A 25,322-nucleotide genomic window follows, 5' to 3' on the forward strand; every position below is an offset into this window, starting at 1 on the left:
CGGACGCCGGACACGGCATGAAGACGGACAGAGTGGTCGAGGTCTGGGTCCGACTCGACAACGGGGAGTGGGCCTGCGGCTCCGGCTATGTGGTGGCCGCACGGCTGGTCATCACCGCCGCGCATGTGATCGTCGCGCACCCTGCCGGGGACAGGTCGTTCCACACGCTTGCCAGCAGCCAGGACATCCGTCTCCGGGCCGAGCACGCCGACACCCTGTTCTCCGGCAGCGTCGTCTGGCGGGGCCAGGGCGAGGACCTGGATGTAGCGCTGATCGAGATCACGGACGAGGCCTGGCCCAAGGACCCCGTGACCCCCGTGCGTTGGGGGCGTACGACTTGTCAGAAGACGCGGGTGGACTGCGTCGCGATCGGATTCCCACAGGTGCTGCGGCTCGCGGATCTTCGCCGTGAGCGGGAGCAGCTGAGCGGCAGCATCAACCCGGCCACCGGAGACAAGTCCGGGCAGTATCACGTCCAGGTCGACGACGCTCCCGCCCGGCACATGGACGGCGACTCGCCCTGGGCCGGGATGTCGGGTGCCGCGCTCTTCAGCAACGGCCTCCTGATCGGTGTCGTGATCATCGACCTCGACGGCTTCGACGGGCACCGGCTGACCGCGGTCCGGATGACCGAGGCTTTCGCCGACGCCGGCTTCCTCCGCCATGTCGGAGCCTACGGCGGCGCCGCCGACCGGCCCGGCACGACATACACACCGGTGCTGGAGTCCGCCGAGCTGGCCGCCCTCTTCAGCGTCCGGCGGGCCCCGCAGCGCCCGCACTCGCCCGCCACCCTCCTGACGGCCCAGGCCGCCGCCGTACGGTGGTTCCGCGGGCGGGACGGAAAGGTCGCCGACCTGCAGAAGTGGCTGGCGTCCGGCGAGCCGCTGAAGGCGCGTCTCGTCGTCGGTCCCGGCGGCTACGGCAAGACCCGCCTCGCGCGCCAACTCGAATGCAGAGCACGTGGTACCGGATGGATCACCGGCATGGTCCAGGCCGAGCGGACCGAGAAGCTGCCCGCCGACCCGCTGGAGAGGCTGGACTCGTGCCGGCTGCCGCTGCTGCTCATCGTGGACTACGCCGAGACCCGGCCCGATGTGGTCCAGCGCCTGCTCGAAGCCGTGGACCCGTACGAGGGCCCCAAGGTCAGACTCCTCCTGCTCGCCCGGTCCCCCGGTAAATGGTGGGAGAGCCTGTGGGGCTCCACCTGGCAGCTCCAGGAGGCCGTGGCCCTCGACGACGTGGACGTGCTGGGACCTCTGCCGCCCGACGGCGACCACCGGCTGCGAGCCTTCCGCGAGGCCGCCACGGATCTCTCCCGCGCACTGCCGAACGTGCGCGGCCTCAGGACGGTGGAGTGGGGCGACCTGACCGAACAGCTCCCTGTCCCCGACCTGAGCCAGAAACGCTTCGGCTCGATCATGCAGATCCACCTGGCCGCGCTGGTCGCCCTGCTGCAGAAGGGGCCCACTCGGGTGTCCGCGGCCAATGGAAGCACCACCACCCACGAGGACCTGCTGATCACCCATGAGATGCCCTACTGGCGGGCGAGCGCGAAGAGCCACCAGGTGAGGCTGGGTGACGACAGCCTGGCCAACGCCGTCACCGTGGCGACCCTGATGGGCGCGGCCAACCGGGACGAGGCCCTCGCGGTGCTCGCCCGCGTGCGCGGACTGGACGGGCAGAGCGAAGGGCAACTGATGGACGTGGACCAGTGGCTGACCACCCTCTACCCCGCCTCCGGCACCGGACGCTGGGGAGCACTGGAACCGGACCGGCTGGGCGAGCACCTGGTCGGCCACCGGTTACGGGACTGGCCCGACCTGCTGGCCAAGCCCCTGGCCGCCGCCACCCCCGCACAGCTCCACCGGGCCTTCCACGTCCTGGCCAGAGCGGGCGTGGACCATGCCACAGCCCGTACGGCACTGCGCTTCCAGGTCGTCGAGCAACTGCGGCGCACCGGCCCCACGGCCTTGGCGGTGGCGCTGGAGACGGAGGTGCCCGAGTTCCTCATCGAGGTGCTGGAAGAAGCGGTCCAAGGCGCGGCCGACTCCCCGGAGACGCTGGCGGAACTGGCCGAGGCCTTTCCCGCCACAGCGCCTGAACTGGAAATACTGGCCGAGCGAGTCACCCGTCTGGAGGTAGCGGTGTGCCACTGTCTGCTGGCAGCCGGTCTCGGCGACTACCTGCCCCGCCTCGCCCGCGCGACCAGACGGCACGCCGAGTACCTGCACGCACTCGGCCGCACCGATGAGGCACTGGCCGTACAGTCCGAGGCGGTCGGCCTGTTCCGGGAACTCGCCGGCAGATCCCGAGGGAAGGGAGCCCAGCCGTGAGCGGCTCCGACTACCAGGCGGAATTCGCCGCGAGCCTGACCGAGCAGGCCGCGTATCTGAGTTCGCTGGGCCGCTTCGCCGATGCCTTGGAGCCGTCCACGGAGGCGTGCGAGATCTACATGAGCACGGGGGTGGGGGACGCGGCCGCCAGGGCCGAGGCGTTCACCCGGCAGGTGATCGTCCTCGCACGGCTCGACAGGACGAATGACGTGCCCATGTGGGCACACCTGGCCCTGGCGCACTGGTACGAGCTGGGGGCGCCCGGCAACCGGATGCTCATGGCGAGGATCCTGCACGTGATCTCCGTACTCCAGATCCTGGCGGGTGAGGACGGTGACGCGGTGATCACTGCCGCGGACGCGGTCGGCCTCGCCCCCGGATCGCGGACGGGACGGCGAGGCCCGACCGAACTCCGGCTTCTGGTACGCGTCCTGACGGCCCACGCTATGGCGCTGGCAGGAGCGGGACGTCCGGGGGAGGCCGCCGAGGTCGCGGGCGAGGCCCTTCGGAAGCGCCTCGCGGACACGGCAGAGACGGCCGACGTTCTCGAAAGCCTTGCCGATCCCGGACAGACGCACAGACCCTCCCCACATCTGCTGCTGGCCGGACTCGACGCCTCCCTGGCCGACATCGCCGGAACGCGCGGCGCCCGTGTCGCGCCGGAGGACTCGGTCCTGCTGAACCGGCATCTCATGCGGGAGGGGAGCGATTCGGCCCAGCCGTCCCTGCTGACCGCGCTGGCCGCGCGTTTCACGCAGCTGAGCGCGGAGGGGCGGAAAGAGGAGGCGGCGGACTGGCTCAGTGAGGCGATCTCCACAAGCCGCCAACTGCTCACGGACGGGGAGCCCGGCTACGGCCGGCACGTCACCCGCGTCATGGGTGACATCGGGGACTTCCTGTGGAGCCGTCTCGACCAGTGCGACGCCGAGGACCTCGATCGGCTGGTCGACATTCGCGGGCTGGCCTACGAGGGCTCGGCCGAAGCGGGAGACACCGGGCGGGCGGATGCCGCGTTCAGACTCGGAACCGGGCTCCTGGCCCGATTCGAACGGGGCCACGAGACGCGGGACCTGGAAGACCTGCTCGCGCTGCTACGGAGATCCGGTGAGCGTTTCCCCACGTCCGAACTTCGGCATGGCATGGCATGGCTGGCCTCGCGTGCGCTGACCCATCGCTATGACCTCACCGGAGATCGCGCTGATCTGTACGAGGCCATCGAGCATGGAATCAAGGCCATCGTCGCCGACGACGAACCCGGCACAGGCACCGGAGCGGCCCACGTCGATGCCATGTCGCGCCTCAGCCACAGGCTGTGGCACCGCTACAACACCTTCGGCACGCCGGACGACCTGGAAGCGGCGATCACGCTGATCGATCGCTCCCTGAGTGTTCTCGGGGACCACCACGCGGAACGCGCACGCCTGCTCGTGAGCCTCGGCACCGTGCTCTTCGCCCGGTACGACAGAAGCGGGGACCCGGCGGATCTCGACCGGACGATCGACCTCGCCCGCGAGGCATCGGGGGACGAACCCGCCAGGATCCCCGCGCTGGAACTGCTGTGCACGGCGCTGATCCGTCGGTACGGGAAGTCGGACAGCAGCCACGATCCGGGCGAGGCCGTCATGGCGCTTCGGCAACTGATCTCGGCGCTGCCACAGGGACATGAAGCAAGGGCCGAACACCTGGTCAACCTGTCGGTCATGCTGCGACAGCGTCACTCGCGAACGATGGATTCCGTGGATCTGCAGGAGGCGTTGGCGGCCGGCAGGCAAGCCGTCGCACTCCTGTCGGCCGACGATCCGCGTAGATCAGCCGCACTGTTCAATCTGACCCGCGTTCTGGAGGACGTTCATAAGCGTTCAGGGGACCGGCAGCTGCTGAGTGAGGCGGTTGACGCAGCGGAGGAGGCTGTTTCCCGCAGCCCTGACAACGCGCCGGACAGAGCGGCGGTCGTCGCCAACCTCGCCCAGGCGCTGGGCGCCAGGTGGCTCGCGCAGGGTGTGAAGGCCGATCTGACCGAGGCCATTTCCCTCGCCCGGCACGCCGTGGAAATCCTGCCGGCCGATTCCCCCACTCGAGCGCCCCTCCTCGATCTGCTCGAAGCGCTTCTGCGGTACGGCGTGGAACACGAGGCCGACCACGGGATCAGAGGTCAGGCGATGAGCCTGGCCTTCGAACGCGGCTCCCCTGAGGCCGGCCTCGCCGAGGCGATCGCCGTGCTGCGGAGCGACACCGCCGCGCCGAACGCGCTGCCCCTGGAACGCATCCGCGCGGCCGAGCGCCTCGGGCGCCTCGCGATGACCGCGGGTCAGTCGGAGGTGGCTCTGGAGGGCTACAGCTTGGCGGTCGACCTGCTGCCGCTCGCTCTCGCCGCTCGCCGTGGCCGTCCGACCCGGCGCGGCGGCACGGAACCAGGTGACCTGGACGAGTTGGTCAACGACGCCGCCGCCGCCGCGATGGCCGCAGAACGCTGGGAGCAGGCGGCCGTACTGCTGGAGCGGGGACGCGTGGCTCTGCTCGCTCATTCGCCGGGCCCCGACCAGCGGCTGGAGTACCTTCGGGCACTCGATCCCGAACTCGCCGATCATTTCGAGGAGTTGGGCGACCGCATCTCCCGGGGCGAGCCGCGGGGAAGGCGCCCCGGCCTCGTGGCCGAATGGGACCGGCTGATCGAGCAGGTGCGTCTGTTGCCGGGCATGAGCTCCTTCCTGGCACCGCCCAGATTTCAGGACCTTGCGGCACAGGTGCAGGACGGCCCCTTGGTGATGGTCAACGTGAGCCGGTACCGGTCCGACGCCATCATCGTCACTTCCGGCGGTGTAATTGCCGTACCGCTGCCCGGCCTGCACGAGGAACTCCCCCAGCAGCTGAGGCGCTTCCGCTCCACGCTCGCGGCCAGGTACGCCCCCTTGGAGGATCACCTCAAGGCGGAGGGAACTCTCCGCGACGTGCTGCACTGGCTCTGGTCGGCCGTCGCCCAACCGGTGCTCGACACCCTCGGCCTGCGGAACCCGCGCCCGGACGAGCCCCTCCCACGCCTGTGGTGGATCCCCACGGGATTGCTCGGTCTGCTTCCCTTGCACGCCGCCGAAGAACCGAGGGCCGTCCAAGGGGCACTGAGCATGCTCGACTGTGTCTGCCCCTCCTACGCGGCCACGATCAGCGCACTCGGCGAGGCACGTAGGAAACCCCACGCCCCCCTGTCCGCCCTCGTGGTCGCTCCGACAGGGAGCCCAAGGGTGGACGACCTGCCCCACGCGGAGCGGGAAGCCCACGAGGTACTGGCCCGCATGGGCACCGCGCGGCTGCTCTCCGGCACCGAGGCGACCAAGGACGCGGTGCTGTCCCAGCTCCCGCAGGCATCCGTGGTGCACTTCGCCTGCCACGGGGTCATGAATCCGGGCTCCCTGCGCGCCGGAGGCCTCGAACTGGCCGACGGACCGCTGACCACCGCCGAGCTGCGCGCCGCCCAGGCGACAGCCCCGCAGCTGGTGGTCCTCTCCGCCTGCGGGACCGCCTCCCGGCCCGCGGCAGACGCGGACTCGCCCTGGCAGGCGGTCAGCCTCCCCGCCACCCTGCACCTGGGCGGATACCGGCACGCCATCGGCACCCTCTGGGAGGTCGACGACCGGACACACGCCGACATGGCCTCACTGTTCTACGCGGCGCTCACCGACAGGGGATCCGTCTCCACGGACGACTCACCCCGGGCGCTGCACGAGGCCGTGCGGAGAGTACGCGCCCGCTACCCGCACATCCCGTCCCTCTGGGCCGCACACATCCACGTAGGACCCTGACATGGGGACAACGTCATCCGGTCCGCCGAAGGCCGATTGCCCCATGGCTGCCGGAGCGTCCTTCCTCCTACGATGGAAGTCACCGTCGGGGGAGGGTGGACGTGACACGCAGATCACCGCAGGGGGCCGGGCACCGGCTGGAGGACTCGATCGCCTGGGCGGTCAGGAACGCGGACGGGGTCGTCGCCATCGGGGTCGCCCTGGTGGTCGGCATCATGGACGTCCTCAACCAGAACATGGACTCCAACATCGTCTCCGGCGCGACCCTGCTGGTCCTCGCCGCACTGGTCTTCGGTTCACTGACCGAGCGCAGACGCCGGGTCGCCGACATCCACCGGGCGACCGAGGGGACGAGCCGGGCCATCGAGGACCTGGCCATGGTGCGGACCCTGACCGGGCCGGAGGTGGCGCTGGCGCACGAGCGGGCCCGGCGCAACACCACCCGCTGGGTGTTCAAGGGCGGCACCGGCACCTATCTGCGTGCCGTCACCCTGCCGGAGTGCGTCCTCGAGGCGCAGCGGCAGCGCCGCTCCCTCAGCATGAAGATCGACATCGTCAACCCGGCCGATGACCAGGTCTGCGCCGCCTACGCCCGGTTCCGGCGCACCTTCGGCCAGGACCACGGGGGCGACTTCGCCGAGTGGACCACCGAGCGCACCCGCAAGGAGTCGTACGCCACCGTGGTCGCCGCCGTCTGGCACCGGCAGCGGCTGGACACCCTGGAGATCGACGTCCATCTCTCCTCGGTGGCACCGGCGTTGCGCTTCGACCTCTCCGACACCTGTCTGATCATCACCCAGGACGACCCGCGCCGGGTCAGCCTGCAGGTGGAGCGGGACCGGCCGCTGTACGACTACTACGTCACCGAGCTGCACCAGAACAGGGAGCAGGCGGTCAAGCTCGACCTGCGGGAGGCCGTCCCGCTCGGCGACGAGCCGACCGTCGACGAGGTCAGACGTCTTCTCGAACGGCTCGGACTGCCGCTGCCGTCCAGCTTCACCGACCCTGACGTCGGCGACATCATCGACAAGGCGCTGCGCGCGGAGAACCCCTACCGCAGGTGAGCGCCGTGTTCCGGCCAAGGGGGACACGATGGACTACCCGGCCCTGGTACGGGCCGCCCGGCGGAAAGCCACCGCCGAGCTGATGCGGCACGCCGCATCCGAACTGGACCGGATCGTCTCGGGCCGTCGCGCCCTGCGCGCGGTGCGCCATCCTCTGGGGTTCGCCTGCCTGCCGATCCTGCGGGACGGTGCCGACGGGGTCTGCGTCCACCTCTTCGGTATCTTCGGGACCGAACCGGCCGCCCGGGAAGTGCCCCAAGTGCACTGCCACAGCTGGGACTTGACCAGCACAGTCCTGTACGGCCGGCTCGGCAACCAGCGCATGGACGTCGACGACGACACCACCGAGGACGCCACCCACCGTGTGTTCGAGGTGCTCAGCGATCCCTCGGGAGTCGACAACGTCCGGCCCACCGCGCGGGTCGTACGCTGCCTGCCCGGCGCGGAGCAGACCAGCTCCCGCGGCCAGATCTATGCCCTGCCGGCGGGTGAATTCCACACCACCAGGGTGCCGGACGGGCGCCCCACCGCCACTCTGGTACTGGGCCGGACCCTGCCCGGCCGGGTGGACCTGTCCCTGGGCCCGTTGTCGGCACCGGGCCACCGCATGGTCCGCCGGACCTGCGACGCGACCGAGACCGCCCGGATCGCTCGGGCCGCCCTCAGGAGGATCCATGAGCCCGAACCCTGACCCCGCGGCCCCGCCGCCCGGCTTCGCCTCCGAGCACCGTACGGCGGTGGCCGCCGCCGAGGAGGCCGGCGCGCTCCTGCGATCCCGCTTCCCCGACGGATTCGCCGCCCGCCCCAAGGGCCAACTCGGCGACGTCGTCACCGACTTGGACGTCATGGCCGAGCAGCTCGTCGTGGGCCGCATCCGCAGTCACTTCCCGCACGACCGCATCCTCGCCGAAGAGTCGGGCGCGATCGACGGCGACGGTGACGGCGGCGGCCGTACCTGGCTGGTCGACCCGCTCGACGGCAGCAACAACGTGGTCATCGGCCTGCCCGTCTACGTCGTCGGCATCGCCCTGTGCGTGGACGACGCCCCCGTGGTCGGTGTCGTCCACGACCCGATGACCGGCCGCACCTGGTCCGCCCTGCGCGGCGGCGGCGCGCACGGCCCGGCCGGACGGCTCGCCGCCCCCGCCCCCGCGCGCCCCCTCCCCGAGTCCGGCCCCCTGCTCGCCTGGACCCAGGGCCACGCCGTCCGCCGCGACGACCTCGCCGCCTGCGCACTGCGCCACACCCTGGAACTCCGCTCCCGGCGGCTGCTCCAGCTGTGGGCACCCCTGGTCGCCTGGGCCATGCTCGCCCGTGGCGACATCGACGGCTTCGTCGGCTACCGCGCCGAGGCGATCGACCTGCCCGCCGGCGCACTGCTCGCCCGCGAGGCCGGCGTGGCCGTACGGCACCTGGACGGCGGCGAGTTCGTCGGCGGCTTCAGCGGGCCGGACACGGGGCGCTCCTTCGTCGCAGGGCGCCCCGACGTACTGCCGTACCTGCTCGACCTGGTCGCTACGACCTCTTCTTCTTCCGGCACCGTGGGCATGCGCACGGCGGGAACCGGCCCGACAGGTCCATCGGCGCGGCGTCCTTCGGCGGCCGGTACGTCACCTTGGGGCCCCAGCTCCGACCGCCGTCCCGGGAGACCCTCAGCGTGAGGTACGCGCCGATCACGCCTTCGTCCTCGTCCTGCTGCATGCCTTCGCCTTTCACTTTCCGTGGTGATGCATGCACAGAGTGGGGTGGAGTTGGGTACCTTCGGAAGGTGACCCAGCGTGACAACGGAGTGCGCAAGAGGGGGAGTTGAGCCGGTGGCCATCGAGGACAATCCGCGTACGCGGGAGCAGTATGGACAGGAGCTGAAGCGGAGGAGGGAGGCGGCGGGGCTCACGCAGGAGGAGTTGGGCGAACGTGTCGTGATGTCGCGCACGCACATTGCGCACATCGAGGCAGGGCGCCGACGGCCGGACGTGGAGGATGCGCGGCGGCTGGATCAGGTGCTGGACACGGGTGGGTTCTTCGAGCGGTTCCTGCCGACGCTGGATGGCAGGAACGTGGCTGAGCACTTCAAGGAAGCCTTGGAATTCGAGGGCGCAGCGACGGTCGTTAAGGAGTACGCACCCACCCTGGTGCCGGGCCTCTTGCAGACGCAGGCGTATGCGTACGAAGTGCTCGGCACGGGCTATCCGCGCCAGAGTGATGAGGGGCGCGAGAAACTGGTGGCGACTCGCCTCGAACGGGCCCGCCTTCTCAACAACTTCGAGTCGCCCGAGGTTTGCTTCCTGCTCGACGAAGCGGTGCTACGACGTGTGGTCGGCGGGCCGACGGTGATGTGCGAGCAACTCCTGCACATCACGGAGTTGGGAACGAGTCGTCGCATCCGCGTCCACGTGCTGCCCTACTCCGTGGGAGCCCATGCCCTCCAAGCAGGCTTCCTCTCACTCATGTGGTTCGAGGAATCGCCCCCCATCGCATACGCGGAGGGTGTGAACAGCGGGCGCATCCTGGAGCTTCCGTCCGTGGTGCGTGGGTGCCAGGAGCTTTACGATCAAGCGCTGGGCGACGCTTTGTCGCACCGTAAGTCCCTGGATCTGCTGAGGTCCGTCGCGGAGGATTACGAACATGAAGCGCAGCGAGCACCTCATCCCTGATGCATCGGTACTGCCGGGCTGGCGCAAGTCGACGTACAGCGGTGGCAGCAGCGACAACTGCCTAGAAGTGAACGACGCCGCCGCCCCCACCCACATCCCCGTCCGCGACAGCAAGACCCCCACCGGCCCCGCGGTCCTCTTCTCGGCCCCCGCCTGGTCGGCCTTCGTCAGTGCTGTGAAGGCCTAGAAGCGGCCGCAGGGCTCGCGGTCAGCTCCAGGGCCAGGCGGCGTTCTCGTTGAGGGAACCCACCGCCAGACCGCCCGCGCAGGCGATCAGCCAGTCCGCCGACGGCCACCGCGCAACCAGGCGACGTACGGCCGCGCCCGCCTGCGTGGGCAGGATGCAGCCCAGCAGCATCAGCGCAGCCAGATCACCGGCCCCGGCATCCTGGTTCTCGGTCAGCGCATACCCGGCGGATATCGCCATGGCGGCGAGGATCAGGTTGCGCAGGTCGATCGCGCTCAGCGACGGAAGATCTGCTCCGGAGCCCCGGCGGACCGTGTAGACGATCAGCGCGGCCACCTCGGCAGCTATGGCGAAAAGTGCCACCAACACGGCTTGCCCTCCTAGAACTTGCAGGCCTTCTTGAGCGCGGGGATACCGAGCAGCGCGGCGATGGCCTTGCGATGCGCGGAGGTGAGCTTGCGGCGCTTGGCGTAGGTGCGGATGAGCTGCGCCGTCTTCTTGACGCCGATCTTCTTCACCAGGCGTACGGCGGTGACGACCCGCTTGGAGGATCCCGCCGGAGTGAACGCGGCGATGAAGCCGGCCACGGTGGCGGCGCACCACAGGACCTTCTTGGTGGTGGACCACCAGGAGGGGTCGATGACGATCGGGAAGGCGCTCTTGGCGTCGAATTCGACGTGCTGGATCAGCTTGTTGCCGACGACCTTGTAGCTGGTGGGGACGTCGTTGCCGTGGGCGTCCTTGGCCCAGGGCGCGTCGAAGAAGCCGGCGGGCTCCTTCTGCGGAGCCTTGTCGGCCCGGTCGTCGCCCTCGGAGTACAGGGACACCGAGCCGTCGTCGTGGGTGACGACCTTCATCCCGGCCGGGATGGTGAAGCCGGTCTCGTAGTCGTGCGGTGCGGTGCTGTCCTTGAGGATGTTCAGGGTGCGCGAACCGCCGTCCGTGGTGGGCTGCACCACCGTGTCGACCGGGCCGGACGAGGTGTAGACGACGTTTCCGCCCACCTGCGTGCCGTGCGTCCCGGCCTCCGGGATGGTCAGCCGGTTGGGCATGGCCTCGTTGCGGATGTCGATGGCGCTGTTCCTGCCGTCCCACGGGATGGAGACGATGTTCTCCTCCGTCGCCGCGATCGAGGCGTACGTGGCGTCCGACGAGGTGGCGGCGGTGATGTCGGCCGCGTCGGAGTACGTGTTCGCCAGGCCCAGGGCCGTTTCGGCGGCCGTCGGCTTCCAGGAGGTGTCCACGGTGAAACGGACGGGGTCGGACCAGCCGTTGGCGTAGTGGGTGCCGTCGTAGGTCGTGGTGCGGAAGCTGTAGGTCCTGCCGGACACGAGCTTCCCGGCCGGGACCTTCACCTGTGACGTGCCGTTGGAGGGAACCGGGTCGGCGTCGACGGTGGCGACGACCTTGCGCGTCGCGACGTCGGTGATCTCGTAGGTGCCGACGACCTGGTCCTCGCCGTTGTGGTCCGCGGTGGAGAACCGGAGGATCGGCGTGGTGGTGTTCACCTTGAAGAGCCCGCCGGTGGAGAGGAACGGCGCTCCGGCCTGGAGGTTGGAGCCGTTGTACGGCCGGTAGTTGTAGGTGACCTCCAGGGTCGGGACCTTGTCCTGGTCGGTGGCGTTGGCGGAGTAGAAGCGCTTCCAGGCGTAGGTGTCGGACTCGTCGGACGCCTTGAGGGCGAGGGAGCCGGTCTCCGCCTTCGCCGAGGACCACGTCTGGGCCAGCTTGGTGATGTCGGCCGTCGCCCATCCGGCGTTGTTGCAGGTGGTGGACTTGGTGTCGGTCGAGGTGGCGATCTTCTCCGTCATCCGGGGCTGCTTGCTCCAGCGGGTGTTCCGGTCGGCGCCGTCGGCGGCCCACACCTCCCAGCCGCGCTTCTCGCACGACCACGCGTGGTAGTTCCACAGCTTCAGACTCGCCTTGGAGACGAGGGAGTCGGCGAAGTTCGCGGTCCGGAAGGTCAGGAACGAGCGGGCCGTGCGCTTGGTCGTCCCCTCGTGGTCGCCGGGCCAGCCGATCTTCAGGTCGGTGCTCGCGGACTGGTCGGTGGTGTCACCGCCTTGCACAAAGGTGTCGAAGAGCACGTCCAGGGCGTCGGTGGCCGGGTCGATCGTCACCGGATACTGCGTCTTCGGGTCCCCCAGCCAGTCGGCGTCCGGCTTGAGCGAGAGCTCGACCGTGCTGCCCGACCGGGTCACCTGCATGGGGATCCGCTTGCGGCGGGTGTGTTCGCCGGAGCGCGGGTCGACCTGGCTGTCCCACATCGTCGGCGCGGACATAATGGCCACCGTCTCGCCGGATCGGTCGAGGAAGTCCACCCCGCCACCGGCGTTCGCCTCGGCGCTCATGCCATGTGGCAGTTCGATCGGCAGCGTCATCGGGGCGCCGCCCTGCGGGGCCTTGTGCAGCTTCAGATACTGCTCGAACCCGGTACGGGTGGCCTCCACGATCAGGTCGCCACCGGGCACGGCGTCCTCGTAGGTGGCGATGTTGCCGGACAGGCGCGGGGCCGGCAGGCCGCCCTTCCACCGCACGGCGATCCGCCGGCCGCCGCTGCCCAGGGTGATCAGGTCACGGGCCTGGTCCTGTGGGGCGGTGGCGGCAGCCCTCAGGGACGCGGCAGGCGCGCCGCCCTTGCCGGCGAGCCTCAGCCCCTCCGGGTGGGCTTCGGCCGAGACGCCGCCCGACGCGTCGCGCTCGAGGTCGAGATCGACGTCGACCCACCTGCCGTCCTTGATCATGCGGATCGGCCCGGCAGCCGTCTCACGGGTCAGGGTGCCGTCCGGATTGGCGTGGACGGTGTCGGTCTCCGTGCGCAGTTGCAGGACCTCGACCTTGCGGTCCTGGACCTTCGCCGCCGCCAGCGCCGCCTCGGGGCTCTCGGCCTCCTTGATCGGGTGCGACTGCACGGACTCCAGCGCCTGCTCCAGCTCCGACATGGCCCGGTCGGCCTGAGCGTCGGCAGCCGTGGGGTCGTTGGCTGCCTCGGCGATGTGCGGAGTGGACAGGAGGACCGCTCCCGCGGTCAGCATGGCTATCCCCGCAGTGCCCGTGGTCCGGGCCCGCCAGGTGCTGCTCATATGTGTGCTCCCCAAATGCGGCCTGCGCGTCAGCCGGTTCGCGGCGGTGAGCAGGCCGTATGTGATCTCTTGGCGGCCCGAATAGAAACATATATGACCTGATCTTGGCCAATTCTTGGTTGTTTCTTTCGGTTGTGCCGTGCGTAAGGGGCGCTTTGGGGTGTGCTAGGGGGATGTCTTCAAACGGTGTGTGCGGCAAGTAAGTTGAAGCCGGCACGGCGGTCTCGCCGTGCCGGCCTGGCTGGATGCCTCGGAGTGCCTCGACCCCGTCAGAGCTTCCCGCCGATCTCGCACGCCCGGCACGGCGGCTGGCCGCAGGTGCACTGCATGAGGGCGTCGAGTACCTCGTGGTCGTGGTAGAGACACTCGTCCCGGCAGGTGTGGCGCGGAATGAACCCCGCCGCGATCTCGCCGGGCCACGGCTCGTGGCCGTCCCTGCAGCGGGCGAACCGCTCGGGATCGGTGGAGTGGAGGTCGTGCATCTTCGACCGCGCCTCGTCCTCCAGCTGTCGCACGCGCTCCATCAGGCTCTTGAGCTCGGCGGCGATGCCGGAGTAGTGGTCGGTACCGGTCCTCACATGTGCGGCCCGCAGCGCCATCGCCGCGTTACCCAGAAACCTGCCGGCATCCTGAAGGTCGGTCACGTGATGCATCTGAATGCCATTCACGCTCCGCACCCATACGGCGTCCATGCTGCTCACTGATCCACCTTCCCGGCGTACACCTGGGTCGTGCGCAAGACGGCATGCGCGGCGCCGGTGCCTCCGCATAAGGAAAAAAATTCAACCTATTTAAGGACGCTAAGGGCGCGAGTTGTGCCCGTCCAGTGGTTTTGGGGTGAATCGGCTCACAAGAGCCGTGTGCGCAGCAGGCACGATGTGCTCCGAAGGTCATTCCCCATTCGTCCGGTGGATCTTATGAATCGTCTGCTGATTTCCTGCCCGTGGGCGCTATTCGTTATCCGGCGACCGTGTAGGAGCGCGCTCCTGTTCCGGCGAGCCCGCCGCCGTCGACGATCAGGTACTCCGGCCGGATCGGCCGCCCGTCGAACCAGCACTCCAGGATCTCCCGGGTACCGGCCGCGTAGCGGGCCTGCGCCGACAGGGTCGAGCCGGACACGTGGGGCGTCATCGCCTCGTGCGGCATGGTGCGCCAAGGGTGGTCCGAGGGCGGCGGCTGCGGATACCAGACGTCGCCGGCATAGCCGGCCAGTTGGCCGCTGTCGAGGGCACGTACCACGGCGTCCCGGTCGACGATGAGCGCGCGTGCGGTGTTGACGATGTAGGAACCCCGCTTCATGGCGCCGATCATGTCGTCGTCGAAGAGATTCATCGTCTGCGGATGCAGCGGAGTGTGGATCGACAGCACGTCGACCGCGGAGGCCAGCGAACGCGCGTCGGGATGCCAGGTCAGCCCCAGTTCCTCCTCGACCTCCTCGGGCAGCCGGTGCACGTCGTGGTAATGCAGGCGGACGTCGAACGGCTTGAGGCGGCGCAGTACCGCCTTGCCGATACGGCCGGAGCCGAGGACGCCGATGTCCATGCCCTCGATGTCGTAGGAGCGGGAGACGCTGTCCGCGATGTTCCAGCCCTTCTTGGCGGTCACCCACTCGTGGGCCGGCATGTAGTCGTGCACCAGGGTGAGGATCTGCATGACGGCGTGCTCGGAGACGCTGATGCTGTTGCTGTACGTCACCTCCGCCACCGTCATGCCGTGGCCGATGGCGCTCGGCAGGTCGACGTGGTCCGAGCCGATCCCCGCGGTGATCGCGAGTTTGAGCCGGGGAGCGGCGGCGATCCGCTCGGGGGTCAGATAGGCGGGCCAGAAGGGCTGCGAGATCACCACGTCGGCATCGGGCAGCTCGTGGTCCAGGGTGGAGCCGGGCCCTTCCTTGTCGCTGGTCACGACATAGGTGTCGCCCCGGTCCTCCAGAAATCTGCGCAGTCCCAGCTCGCCCGAGACGCAGCCGAGGAGCCGGCCCGGGGTGAAATCTATGGCTCGTGGGGTCGGTGTGGTCTGTCCGCCCGGATATCCGGTGATGCTGGGAATGGCGTCGCGGGCGTAGTCCGGAGGGTAACCGCCCACAGGGTCGGGGTAGAGCACCGCAAGGATCTTTGCCATGGCTGTCCTCCATCGGTGAGGCCGCTGTACCGGTAAATGAGGCCGGACACCGAGGATTTTCTGATTTTAGTCGAGTGCGTGTCGGCGCTTCAATCCCCACCGATGGCGAAACCGGTGGCTGCTGGATAGGTGTGCAACGGGTGCGCGGCCGGTGCCTCGGTGATCACCATCATGAAGGCGCCGACGATCACACATCCCACGGGGTTCATCCGCAGCGTGGTCCAGGGGAACGCCGTCGCGCATCGGGCGCAGCGCCGCTCCCCTCATGAGTCCCTGAGCCCGTCGCGAAGCCAATCCGTCGCCATCGCTTCGGCACACCATTTTATCGGCTGCCTTTTCTGCGGCGCCCGTGCGGAGTTCTCCAGCCGTCAGCGGCTTGACACGGAGATTTATGAGACGTCTCCTGGAAGGGAGAAAAAAGTGTCGGGGACTGCTGATGGCAATCTACGAATATCTATGCAACTGCTGTGGGGCCTTCGAAGTGCAGTTGCCGTTCGGCACGGCACCCAAAGCCTGGGACTGCCCTGTTTGCGCGGGTGCGGCAAGGCGTGTGTACTCCGCCCCCGGCTTCGCACGGACCTCAAGTGCGATCGCTGCCCTCCGTGCCCGGGAGGAGCAGTCGCGTGAGGCCCCGGCAGTGGTCTCCGAAGTGCCAACGGGCAGGAGGGTGCACAGGCAACCGCCCTCCGCGCTCTCCCGGTTGCCGCGGCCCTGAGGGCGGTGGTGGACGCGGCAGAACCCTTCACGCGGCGACATCCGGACACGGACGTCCTCCCCATGCGGACTTAGGAGGTGCGTCCCTGTGGCAAACGCGGGACTGCTCTTCGTCGGTGCGGTGCTCTTCATGAACGGGCTGATCCTCCTCTATAAGGTCACCCCCCGGTCAGGTGCGGTTTTCAACCTTTTCGTCGGTGCACTCCAGGTGCTGACGCCGACGTACCTCATCTTCACCGCCGGCAACGACCCCATGAAGATACTGGCGGCATCCGGAATCTATCTTTTCGGTTTCACCTATCTTTATGTGGGCGTCGGCCTGCTGGCCGGCCTCGACAACGACGGGGTCGGCTACTATTCACTCTTTGTGGCAATCGCTGCCCTGGGATATTCATTCGTCAATTTTCACCTGTTCAAGGATTACCCGTTCGGAGTCATCTGGCTCTACTGGGCATTCCTGTGGTTCCTGTTCTTCCTGTTGCTCGGACTCAAGAAGGACGGGCTCCGCATCTACGTCGGCTGGGTCACGGCGATCGAGGGTTGGGTCACCGGCGTGATACCCGCCGGGCTGCTGCTCTCCGGCTACTGGAAACACCCCGACGAGACCGCCATCGCACTGGGCGTCTTCGCCGTGGTGGTGTTCTTCGCTCTGTGGCCGCTCACCCGGGCATCGCGCCAGCCGGCCCCCGCCATCCCGACGACCGGCGCGGACGCATCAACGTGACCGGATCAGAAGTACGAGGAAGCTGTCATGCCCGAAGTCATCTTCAAAGTGGACCAGAGCAAGTCCATGCGTGATCAGGACGTCCCCGGACACAACAGGTGGCATCCGGACGTCCCCACGGCCGTCATGGTGAAGCCGGGATCGGAGTTTCGCCTGGAGTGCCGTGACTGGACCGACTGCCAGGTCGGCAACAACGACTCCGCCAACGACGTACGGGACATCGACCTCACCGTCCCGCACATGCTCAGCGGCCCGATAGGAGTGGAGGGCGCCGAGCCGGGTGACCTGCTGGTCGTCGACCTCCTCGACCTCGGCCCCGTGCCCCAGCAGACCGGGACCGCGGCAGGCCAGAGCTGGGGCTATACCGGGATCTTCGCCAAGGCCAACGGCGGTGGTTTCCTGACCGACTACTTCCCGGACGCCTACAAGGCGATATGGGACTTCCACGGCCAGCAGGCGGTCTCCCGCCACCTTCCCGGCATCCGCTTCACCGGAATCACCCACCCCGGGCTGTTCGGAACCGCCCCGTCCGCCGAGATGCTCGCCCGCTGGAACGCCCGCGAGAAGGCGCTGATCGACACCGATCCGAGCCGGGTCCCGCCGCTCGCCGTACCACCGGACACCAGCAACGCGCTCGCCGGCACGGCCACCGGAGACCTGGCGCGGCACATCGCCGAGGAAGGCGCCCGCACGGTGCCGGCCCGGGAGAACGGAGGCAACCAGGACATCAAGAACTTCACCCGAGGGTCGAGGGTCTTCTACCCCGTATACGTCAAGGACGCCAAGCTCTCCGGAGGCGACCTGCACTTCAGCCAGGGCGACGGGGAGATCACCTTCTGCGGCGCCATCGAGATGGGCGGTTTCGTCGACCTTCACGTCGACCTGATCAAGGGCGGCATGGAGAAGTACGGCATCTCCACCAACCCGGTGTTCGTACCGGGCAACGTCGAGCCGAGGTACACGGAGTTCCTCACCTTCATCGGAGTCTCCGTCGACCACGACACGGACACGAACTTCTACCTGGACGCGACGCTGGCCTACCGCCGGGCCTGCCTCAACGCCGTCGAGTACTTCAAGAAGTTCGGCTACAGCGGAGAGCAGGCCTACCTGCTGATCGGCTCCGCCCCCGTAGAGGGACGCATCAGCGGCATCGTCGACATCCCCAACGCCTGCTGCTCGCTGTACATCCCTACCGCCATCTTCGATTTCGAGATCCGGCCCAGCGCCGCCGGCCCCATGAAGGCCGACCGTGGCCGGTGCGCCGTCGCCGCAGCCTGACCGGACGCCAACGGCCCCGTGGAAAGGCAAGGCGGATCAGGGGCGCTGCGACGAGCGCCCCTGATCGGTGCATGCCCGCCCCGGGGCAGTCGAGAACTAGCGCGTCAGCGCCAGCGCGGTCACCGACGTCACCACCGCCGCCGTGGCCAGCACCGCACCCGTTCCCATCAGACGCGCCACCGGCACCCGCACCCCGTACGCGTGACAGCGCTCGTACCAGAGCAGCGTCGCGAGGGAGGCCCACGGCGTGATCACCGGCCCCGCGTTGGTGCCGACCAGCAGGGCGAGGAGTTGGTCGTGGTTGGCGACCGGGACGGCGGCCTCACCCGCGAGATACACGGGGAGGTTGTTGAGGGCGTTGGACAGGCCGCCGCCGACCGCCGCCGCGCGGAACATGCCGAGTACGCCGCCGTCGTGGCCGACCGCCGACGCCAGCAGATCGTGCAGCCCGTGCGCGTTGACCGTCTCGACCACCAGGAACATGCCCGGCACCATCACGAGCAGCCGCCAGGGAATGAGGGACGGCCGAAGTACGGACGGGCGCCGTACCGCGAACGCCGCCACGGCCACCGCCGCCGCCGTCGCGGAGGCCGTCCACAGCGGTACGTCGGCCACGAGAATGGCCAGCAGGAAGCCGGCGCAGGCGAGCGCGCAGGCGCGGAAGAGCACCGGGTCGGCGGGGCTGTGCACCTCTGGGGGCGCGTACCGGTCGGTGGCGCGCGGGCGCACGTCGTCCGCCCGGGCCGCGCCCGGTCCGGAGACAGAGACGCCCACCAGGTCGGCGCTGCCCGTGCCCGTGGCGTCCTCCTCAGCCCCACGCCTGCCCCGCCGCCAGAAGAACAGCCACAAACAAGCCATCGTCACTGCGACCGCGGCCAGCTGCGGCGCCCACATGCGTCCCGCCAGGCCCAGGGGTGACAGAGCGACCCGGTTCGCCGCCAGCAGGTTGGTGAGATTGGAGACCGGCAGGAGCAGGCTCGCCGTGTTGGCCAGCCAGACCGTCGTCATCGCCAGTGGCACGGGAGCGATGCCGACCCGGGAGGCGAGCGCCAGCATCACCGGGGTCAGCAGGACGGCGGTGGTGTCCAGGTTCAGCGCGATGGTGGTGACGGAGGCGAAGGCCACGCAGAGCAGGAAGAGGAGCGGGTAACTGCCCCGGCCGGCCCGGGCCATGCGTGCCGCGAGGACGTCGAAGACCTCTGCCCTGCTGGTCAGCTCGGCCAGCACGATGACCGTGCCCAGGAACGGCAGGAGCGGGGCGATGCGGGTCATCGCGTCGGACGCCGACCCGGTGGGCAGCAAGCCCGTGGCCACGCACAGCAGCCCGATCACCAACAGGCCGATCGCCACCCGGTCGAGGACATGCAGACGGAGGAGGACACGCACACCTGGCAGCCTCGCACATCTGTGCCCCGCTGTGGCCACAGGGCCGTCGAACGCCTGGAAACGGCCGGTATCACGCTGGCTACTCACGGCATCATGGATACATGGTGGCTCGACAGATCATCCCGGGGGACACCGGGCCATTGGATTTCTTCATCAGCTACTCACCCGCCGACGAACGCTGGGCGTCGTGGATCGCCTGGACGCTGGAGGAGGCCGGCTACCGCACGGTGCTCCAGGCCTGGGACTTCGTGCCGGGCACGAACTTCGTCGACTTCATGGACCGCGGTGTGAGCGAGTCCGCCGCCGTCATCGCCGTACTCTCGCGCAACTACGAGCGCTCGCGGTACGGACGGATGGAGTGGCAGGCCGCCCTGCGGGCGGATCCGGACGCGCCCGAGCGAAGACTTCTCACCGTGCGCGTCGAGGACATCCCGGTGGAGGGGCTCCTGGCCACCATCACCTATGTCGACCTGGTGCCGGTCACCGATCCCTCGGCCGCCCGAGACCTGCTGCTCACCCGCGTCCGGCAGGCTCTCGACGGCCGCGCCCGGCCCGCCCTGCGCCCCGACTACCCGGGCGGCAGCGGCCATCCCGCACCGTCGGCGCCGTCCGTGCCGTCCCTTCCGCCCTCCGGGCGGCCGCTCGGCCGGTCCGGCTGGGCGGGGCGGCGCAGGCCCGCCGCCCCGCCGTCGTACCCGCGGGTCTCGGGCGAGGCCTCGGGGCGCGAGGCGGTCACCCTGCTCCATCTGGCCGGGCCCGCCTTCGGCCGGGGCCAGGACCCCGCCGAATTACAGGCGGCGATCTGGGGCGACCTGGTGGAACTCACCGATGCCGGAGCGCCCGCGCCCGATCTGCTGGTGGTCACCGGCGATCTGACCGCGAGCGGCAGCCGCCGGGAGTTCGAACAGGCCCTGTCCTTCCTCACCGGGCTGCGGGCCCTGCTGGGCCTCGAACCGCACCGGGTCGCCCTCGTCCCGGGCGGCCAGGACGTCAACCAGGCCGCCTGCCAGGCCTACTTCAGCACCTGCGAGGCCGACGAGATGCCGCCCCGGCCGCCGTACTGGCCCAAGTGGCGCCACTTCGCGGGGCTCTTCCAGGAGCTGTACCAGGGCCTCGACGTCGTCTTCGACAGCGACCAGCCGTGGACCCTCTTCCCCGTGCCGGAACTGCACACCGTGATCGCGGGACTCAACTCCTCGATGGCCTACAGCCACCGCCGCGACGACCAGTACGGACTCGTCGGACCCGAGCAGGCCGCCTGGTTCGCCCAGGCGCTGCGCCCACACGAGACCGAGGGCTGGCTGCGCATCGGCGTGCTGCGCCACGCACCCGGCGCCGCCCGGCCGCCGGCCGCCCGCCGCCCCGCTGCCTCGCCGGACGGCACGGGACCGCTGCGCGACACCGACGTGCTCACCCGGCTGACCGCGCCCCGGCTGCACCTGCTGCTGCACGGCCCCACCGACCCCGGTGCGCTGCCCGCCCTGACCACCGCCTCCGGCGAGGTGCCGGTGATCGGCTCCCTCGGCCCGGGCCGGCACCAGCTGCTCCGCGTCACCCGCGAGGGCCTCGCGACCTGGCAGGGCCCGGGAGAGCCGCGGCGCCGCCCGGTCCAGTGGCGGCGGGCCCAGCGGGCCTTCGGGCCCGAGGACACCGAAGTGACGGCGGGCGCCACGGCGGGCAACCCGGAACCGGACCGGTCCCCGAGCCCCGAGCCCGAGCCGCGCGCCGTGCAGACCCCGGCCGAGATACTGCTGGCCCGGGTCACCGAGGTCTGCCGCACCCGCCACGAAGGCGCCCAGATCCGACAGGTCGACGGACCGGTGCCGCAACTCCTCGTCACCTGGAGCCAGTCGGGCTTCGTGCGCCAGCAGCGGGTGGCCGTCCACACCGGCACCCCGAGCGCGCAGGACATCGACCGCTTCGTGGCCCTGGTGCACGCCGCCGACTCCGAGACCGAGGCCGAACTCGTCCACGACGGCCCGCCGCCCGCCCGCGAACTGCGCGACGCGGCCCGCCGCAGAGGCGTCAGGGTACGCAGCTTCACCGAGTACCAGGGCCTGCTCGACCTGCGCGGATACGTCTCCGCGCAGAGCGAGCGGCTGCGCACCGACCCCCGCTATCCACCGGGCATGTACCTGCCCCAGCGGTACCGGGAGGTGGAGCGCCTCGACGCCGAGGACCGCGACGGCCTGGTGGACGAGATGCTCCGGCTGCTCGACTCCGACCAGGGCCGCTTCCTGCTGCTCCTCGGCGACTTCGGGCACGGCAAGACCTTCGCGCTGCGCGAGCTGGCCCGGCGCATCCCCAATGAACTGCCGCACCTCGTCCCCCTGCTGGTCGAACTGCACGCCCTGGACCGGGCCTACTCCTTCGAGGGGCTCGTCGCCGCCCACCTCGCCGCCCACGGCGTCGACAACATCGACCTGCGCGCCTTCCGCTACATGCTTCAGCAGGGCCGCATCGCGCTCCTCTTCGACGGCTTCGACGAACTCGTCAACCAGGTGACGTACGACCGTGCCGCCGAGCGCCTCCAGGTGCTCCTCGACTCCGCCGTGGACAGCGCCAAGATCCTGGTCAGCAGCCGCACCCAGCACTTCCGCTCCCAGGGCCAGGTGCTCACCGCGCTCGGCGAACGCGTCGGCCTGCTCCCGCACCGCCGGGTGCTGGCCGTCCAGGAGTTCACCCCGCGGCAGATCCGCGCCTACCTGGTCAACCGCTACGACGGCGACACCCAGGCCGCCGAGCGCCGGCTCAGGCTCCTCGACGCCATCCCCGACCTGCTCGCCCTGTGCCGCAACCCCCGGCTGCTCGGCTTCGTCGCCGACCTGGACGACGACCAGCTGCGCGCGGTCGCCGGCGCGGGACGCGCGCTCAGCGCCGCCGGCCTCTACCAGGAGGTGCTCACCGCCTGGCTCGGCTTCGAGGAACAGCGTGCCGGGGCCGCCCCCGGCCGGGCCCCCGGGCTCAGCCTGGACCAGCTGTGGCACGCGGTCACCGCGCTCGCCCTCAGGCTGTGGGAGAGCGGCCAGGACTCGCTGCGCCTGGACGAACTGACCGATGTCGCCGAGACTCTGACCGGACTCGCGGGCACCCGCCTCTCGGTGCCGCAGACCGCGCACGCCATCGGCTCCGGCACCCTGCTGGTGCGCAGCGACGAGGGCCTGTTCCGGTTCATCCACGGCTCGGTGGTGGAGTGGCTCGTCGCCCGGGAGTGCGCCGAGCGGCTGACCGCGGGCGACGCCACCCTGCCGACGCGGCGTCAACTGAGCCAGCTGGCCGTCGAGTTCCTGTGCGACCTCGCCGACCACCGGGTCTGCCAGGCGTGGGCCGAACGGCAGCTCGGCGGCGGCGAAGCCGACGGGACCGAGGCCGGGCGCGCCAACGCCGTGAAGATCCTCAGCCGGCTGCGGGTGCCCGCCCACACCGATCTGCGCGGCGCCGCCCTGGCCGGTGAGGACCTCTCGCACCGTGACTTCTCCGGTGTCGACCTCACCCGCGCCGACCTCACCGACGCCCGCCTCGTCGGCGCCAACCTCTCCGGCGCCGTCCTGCGGCACGCCCGGCTGACCGGTGCCCGGCTCGACGGCGCGGATCTGACCGGCGCCGATCTGCGCGGCGCCGATCTGCGCCGGGCCCGGCTGATCCGCACCGACCTGAGCGGCGCCCGGGTGGACGGCGGCCGCTGGCGGCAGGCCGCCCTGATCTCGGCGACCACCGGGCCCCTGGCCGAGACCCCCGAACTGGCCGCCGCCGCGCTTGCTCCCGGCCTGGCCGTCGACGCCGGCTTCCGGCCCTCCGCGGTCGGCGTCCCCTACGGCTTCGACATGCAGACCAGCCGGCTGCCCGAGCCCATCTCCTACAGCCCCGACGGTGAACTCCTCGCCGTGGGCAGCGAGGACGGCGGCGTGCTGGTCTGCGACGCCACCACCGGCCTCGCCCTGCGCACCCTGGAGGGCCACACCGGACGGGTCTACGCGGTCAAGTTCCGCGAACGGGCACTGGCCACCGGCAGCTCCGACGGCACCGTACGGCTGTGGGACCCGGTGTCCGGCCGCTGTCTGCACCGGCTGGAGATCCACCCCGGCGGGGTCTGGCCGGTCGCCCTCGACGCCGACGGACTCCTGCTGGCCACCGGCGACGCCGACGGCGTCATCACCGTCTGGGACCCGGCCACCGGCACCCCCCTGCACCGGCTGCCCGGACACACCGCGCCCGTCTACACCGTGGCCTTCGCACCGGGCAACACCACCCTGGTCACCGGGGACGCCTCCAGCGCCGTACGGCTGTGGGACCTCACCACGGGAGAGCGGTCGGGCGAACTGCCCGGCCACCGCAGCGCGGTGTTCCGGGCGCGGTTCAGCCCGGACGGCACCCTGCTGGCCACCGGCGACCGTGGCGACGATCGGCTGGGCGGCACCGTCCGGGTGTGGGACGTCGCCACCCGGACCGTCCGGCACGAGTTCACCGGCCACTCCGGGCGCGTCTACACCCTGGACTTCCACCCCGGCGGCCGGTTCCTGGTCAGCGGTGACACCGACGGCGAGGTGCGGCTGTGGGACCTGGCCGCCGGGCGCAGCGCCGGGCTGCTCGGCGGCTGCCGCGGCGGCGTCTACCAGGTGCTGTTCGATCCTGACGGGACCCAGCTCGCCGCCGGTGACAGCGCCGGAGTGGTCCGGCTGTGGCGGATCGACCCGGAGTCCGACCCCGTCGCCGTGCCCCTGAACCGGCAGCCCGCCGAGCACCGCGGCTCGGTGTGGGTGTGCAAGTTCCGTCCGCACGGCGACACGCCCGCCCCGGGCGCCGGCCCGCTGCTGGTGACCGGTGGCAACGACGGCGTCGTCCGTCTCTGGGACCCCGCCACCGGCCAGGGCAGACGCATTCTGCGCGGCCACGGACGCCGCATCGGCACCCTGTCCTTCAGCGCCGACGGTTCCATGCTGGCGGCCGGCGGCAACGACGGTGTCGTCCGCGTGTGGCACTCCGCCTCCGGCCGGCGGCTGCGCGAACTGACCGGTCAGAGCGACCGCCTGGTCTCGGCCGCGTTCGGCCCCGCCGGCCCCCTGCTGGCCACCGCGAGCAGCGACGGCGACATCTATCTGTGGAACGCCGCCACCGGCGAGTACCAGCGCGAGCTGGACGTCGAGACGGATCATGTGTGGGCCGAGGCGTTCAGCGCCGACGGCGAACTGCTGGCCACCGCCAACGACGACGACACGGTACGGCTGTGGTACCGGGTGACCGGGGCCCATGTGGCCACCATCACCGAGCACTTCGGCCGGGTCCGCGCGATCGCCTTCCGCGGCGACGGCGCGAACCTGGTCACCGGCTGCGACGACCGCAAGGTGCGGATCTGGGACATCGCCGAGCGCCGGATAACCGGCGTCCTGGACGGGCACCAGGACCGGGTGTACGCCGTGGCGTTCGCCCCCGACGGCTCCTGGCTGGCCAGTGCCTCCTGGGACGGTACCGCGGTGATCTGGAAGGACGGGGAGATCGACCACCGCCTGACCGGCCACACCGGCAAGCTGTGGACGGCGGCGGCACATCCGCTGCGGCCCCTGCTGGCGACCGCCGGCGACGACCGCACCGTCCGCCTGTGGGATCCGCACACCGGAGCCGAGACCGCCGTGCTCACCGGCCACACCGGCCGCGTGCTGGCCGTCGCCTTCAGCCCCGACGGCTCCCGGCTCGCCTCGGGCGGCGAGGACGGCACGGTACGCCTGTGGAACGTCCCCGCCGACGCCCCGCCCACCCTGCGCGCCACCCTCGTCGGCATGCCCGGGGGCTGGGCCGCCCTGTCACCCTCCGGCGGCTACAAGTACGAGGGAGACGTCACCGGCGAGTTCTGGCACGCGGTCGGCATGTGCCGCTTCGAGCCCGGAGAACTCGACGGGCATCTGCCGGGGGTGCGGCAGGTGCCGCTGGACGAGCAGCTGGGGTGAGAGGAGGCACCCCGAAAGCCATTTTGAACATGTTCAATT

At 70.2% G+C, this 25,322-nt stretch carries 16 protein-coding genes; 11 read left to right on the top strand and 5 right to left on the bottom strand.

Features of this window, described 5'->3' with window-relative positions:
- Window positions 1–17: 17 nt before the first annotated feature.
- The 7 genes from AVL59_RS09320 (at window position 18) to AVL59_RS09350 (ending at window position 10,035) form a co-directional block, all read left to right on the top strand.
- The gene (locus tag AVL59_RS09320; RefSeq protein WP_067301425.1) at window positions 18–2,333 is read left to right on the top strand and encodes a S1 family peptidase; all 2,316 of its coding nucleotides are present in this window, start codon (window positions 18–20) and stop codon (window positions 2,331–2,333) included.
- Window positions 2,330–6,130: a CHAT domain-containing protein gene (locus AVL59_RS09325; protein WP_067301428.1), complete on the top strand. Its 3,801-nt coding sequence runs from the start codon at window positions 2,330–2,332 to the stop codon at window positions 6,128–6,130. The genes AVL59_RS09320 and AVL59_RS09325 overlap by 4 nt, the downstream gene beginning before the upstream one ends.
- Window positions 6,131–6,231: 101 nt before the next feature.
- Window positions 6,232–7,194, top strand: a complete 963-nt coding sequence (locus AVL59_RS09330) for a hypothetical protein (RefSeq protein WP_237281460.1) — start codon at window positions 6,232–6,234, stop codon at window positions 7,192–7,194.
- A 28-nt stretch (window positions 7,195–7,222) separates the two neighbouring features.
- Window positions 7,223–7,885 (top strand): hypothetical protein, encoded by a 663-nt coding sequence (locus tag AVL59_RS09335; protein WP_067301430.1) that lies wholly within the window; start codon window positions 7,223–7,225, stop codon window positions 7,883–7,885.
- On the top strand, window positions 7,869–8,855 hold the full coding sequence (locus AVL59_RS09340) for an inositol monophosphatase family protein (protein ID WP_067301433.1): 987 nt from the start codon (window positions 7,869–7,871) through the stop codon (window positions 8,853–8,855). Before AVL59_RS09335 ends, AVL59_RS09340 begins: the two co-directional genes overlap by 17 nt.
- Window positions 8,856–9,008: 153 nt before the next feature.
- Window positions 9,009–9,848, top strand: coding sequence for a helix-turn-helix domain-containing protein (locus AVL59_RS09345; protein WP_067301436.1), 840 nt, complete (start codon window positions 9,009–9,011; stop codon window positions 9,846–9,848).
- Window positions 9,820–10,035 carry a DUF397 domain-containing protein gene (locus AVL59_RS09350; RefSeq protein WP_067301439.1) on the top strand — a complete coding sequence of 72 codons (216 nt, stop codon included), beginning with the start codon at window positions 9,820–9,822 and terminating at the stop codon, window positions 10,033–10,035. Before AVL59_RS09345 ends, AVL59_RS09350 begins: the two co-directional genes overlap by 29 nt.
- Before the next feature lie 21 nt (window positions 10,036–10,056).
- On the opposite strand, the gene AVL59_RS09355 is transcribed toward AVL59_RS09350, so the two are convergent.
- The 4 genes from AVL59_RS09355 to AVL59_RS09370 form a co-directional block, all read right to left on the bottom strand.
- Window positions 10,057–10,404: a hypothetical protein gene (locus AVL59_RS09355; protein WP_067301441.1), complete on the bottom strand. Its 348-nt coding sequence runs from the start codon at window positions 10,402–10,404 to the stop codon at window positions 10,057–10,059.
- Between the two features lie 11 nt (window positions 10,405–10,415).
- Window positions 10,416–13,118, bottom strand: a complete 2,703-nt coding sequence (locus AVL59_RS09360) for a DNRLRE domain-containing protein (protein WP_067301444.1) — start codon at window positions 13,116–13,118, stop codon at window positions 10,416–10,418.
- 269 nt (window positions 13,119–13,387) lie between these two features.
- Window positions 13,388–13,810, bottom strand: a complete 423-nt coding sequence (locus AVL59_RS09365; RefSeq protein WP_067317060.1) for a hypothetical protein — start codon at window positions 13,808–13,810, stop codon at window positions 13,388–13,390.
- Window positions 13,811–14,075: 265 nt separating this feature from the next.
- Entirely contained in the window at window positions 14,076–15,239 is a 1,164-nt protein-coding gene (locus AVL59_RS09370) for an NAD-dependent formate dehydrogenase (protein ID WP_067301447.1), read from the bottom strand.
- 436 nt (window positions 15,240–15,675) lie between these two features.
- Between AVL59_RS09370 and AVL59_RS56280 the strand changes: the two genes are divergently transcribed.
- The 3 genes from AVL59_RS56280 (at window position 15,676) to fmdA (ending at window position 17,955) form a co-directional block, all read left to right on the top strand.
- Window positions 15,676–15,954: an FmdB family zinc ribbon protein gene (locus AVL59_RS56280; RefSeq protein ID WP_079146596.1), complete on the top strand. Its 279-nt coding sequence runs from the start codon at window positions 15,676–15,678 to the stop codon at window positions 15,952–15,954.
- Between the two features lie 87 nt (window positions 15,955–16,041).
- Window positions 16,042–16,677: an AmiS/UreI family transporter gene (locus AVL59_RS09375; protein ID WP_067301450.1), complete on the top strand. Its 636-nt coding sequence runs from the start codon at window positions 16,042–16,044 to the stop codon at window positions 16,675–16,677.
- Between the two features lie 27 nt (window positions 16,678–16,704).
- Window positions 16,705–17,955, top strand: coding sequence for a formamidase (gene fmdA, locus AVL59_RS09380; protein ID WP_067301453.1), 1,251 nt, complete (start codon window positions 16,705–16,707; stop codon window positions 17,953–17,955).
- Between the two features lie 96 nt (window positions 17,956–18,051).
- On the opposite strand, the gene AVL59_RS09385 is transcribed toward fmdA, so the two are convergent.
- Window positions 18,052–19,341: an ArsB/NhaD family transporter gene (locus AVL59_RS09385; RefSeq protein ID WP_067301455.1), complete on the bottom strand. Its 1,290-nt coding sequence runs from the start codon at window positions 19,339–19,341 to the stop codon at window positions 18,052–18,054.
- 101 nt (window positions 19,342–19,442) lie between these two features.
- Between AVL59_RS09385 and AVL59_RS09390 the strand changes: the two genes are divergently transcribed.
- A complete protein-coding gene (locus AVL59_RS09390) occupies window positions 19,443–25,283 on the top strand; it encodes a WD40 domain-containing protein (protein ID WP_067301457.1) in 5,841 nt (1,946 codons plus the stop codon).
- Window positions 25,284–25,322 lie beyond the last annotated feature (39 nt).

The organism is Streptomyces griseochromogenes, assembly GCF_001542625.1.
Taxonomy (GTDB): domain Bacteria; phylum Actinomycetota; class Actinomycetes; order Streptomycetales; family Streptomycetaceae; genus Streptomyces; species Streptomyces griseochromogenes.

What these genes read in the sequence shown, in the direction of transcription:
- AVL59_RS09335 (WP_067301430.1), top strand. Translation starts at nt 7,223, where the DNA reads ATGGACTACCCGGCCCTGGTACGGGCCGCCCGGCGGAAAGCCACCGCC.
- AVL59_RS09320 (WP_067301425.1), top strand. Translation starts at nt 18, where the DNA reads ATGAAGACGGACAGAGTGGTCGAGGTCTGGGTCCGACTCGACAACGGG.
- AVL59_RS09365 (WP_067317060.1), bottom strand. Translation starts at nt 13,810, where the DNA reads ATGGACGCCGTATGGGTGCGGAGCGTGAATGGCATTCAGATGCATCAC.
- AVL59_RS09360 (WP_067301444.1), bottom strand. Translation starts at nt 13,118, where the DNA reads ATGAGCAGCACCTGGCGGGCCCGGACCACGGGCACTGCGGGGATAGCC.
- AVL59_RS56280 (WP_079146596.1), top strand. Translation starts at nt 15,676, where the DNA reads ATGGCAATCTACGAATATCTATGCAACTGCTGTGGGGCCTTCGAAGTG.
- AVL59_RS09370 (WP_067301447.1), bottom strand. Translation starts at nt 15,239, where the DNA reads ATGGCAAAGATCCTTGCGGTGCTCTACCCCGACCCTGTGGGCGGTTAC.
- AVL59_RS09390 (WP_067301457.1), top strand. Translation starts at nt 19,443, where the DNA reads ATGGTGGCTCGACAGATCATCCCGGGGGACACCGGGCCATTGGATTTC.
- AVL59_RS09340 (WP_067301433.1), top strand. Translation starts at nt 7,869, where the DNA reads ATGAGCCCGAACCCTGACCCCGCGGCCCCGCCGCCCGGCTTCGCCTCC.
- AVL59_RS09350 (WP_067301439.1), top strand. Translation starts at nt 9,820, where the DNA reads ATGAAGCGCAGCGAGCACCTCATCCCTGATGCATCGGTACTGCCGGGC.
- fmdA (WP_067301453.1), top strand. Translation starts at nt 16,705, where the DNA reads ATGCCCGAAGTCATCTTCAAAGTGGACCAGAGCAAGTCCATGCGTGAT.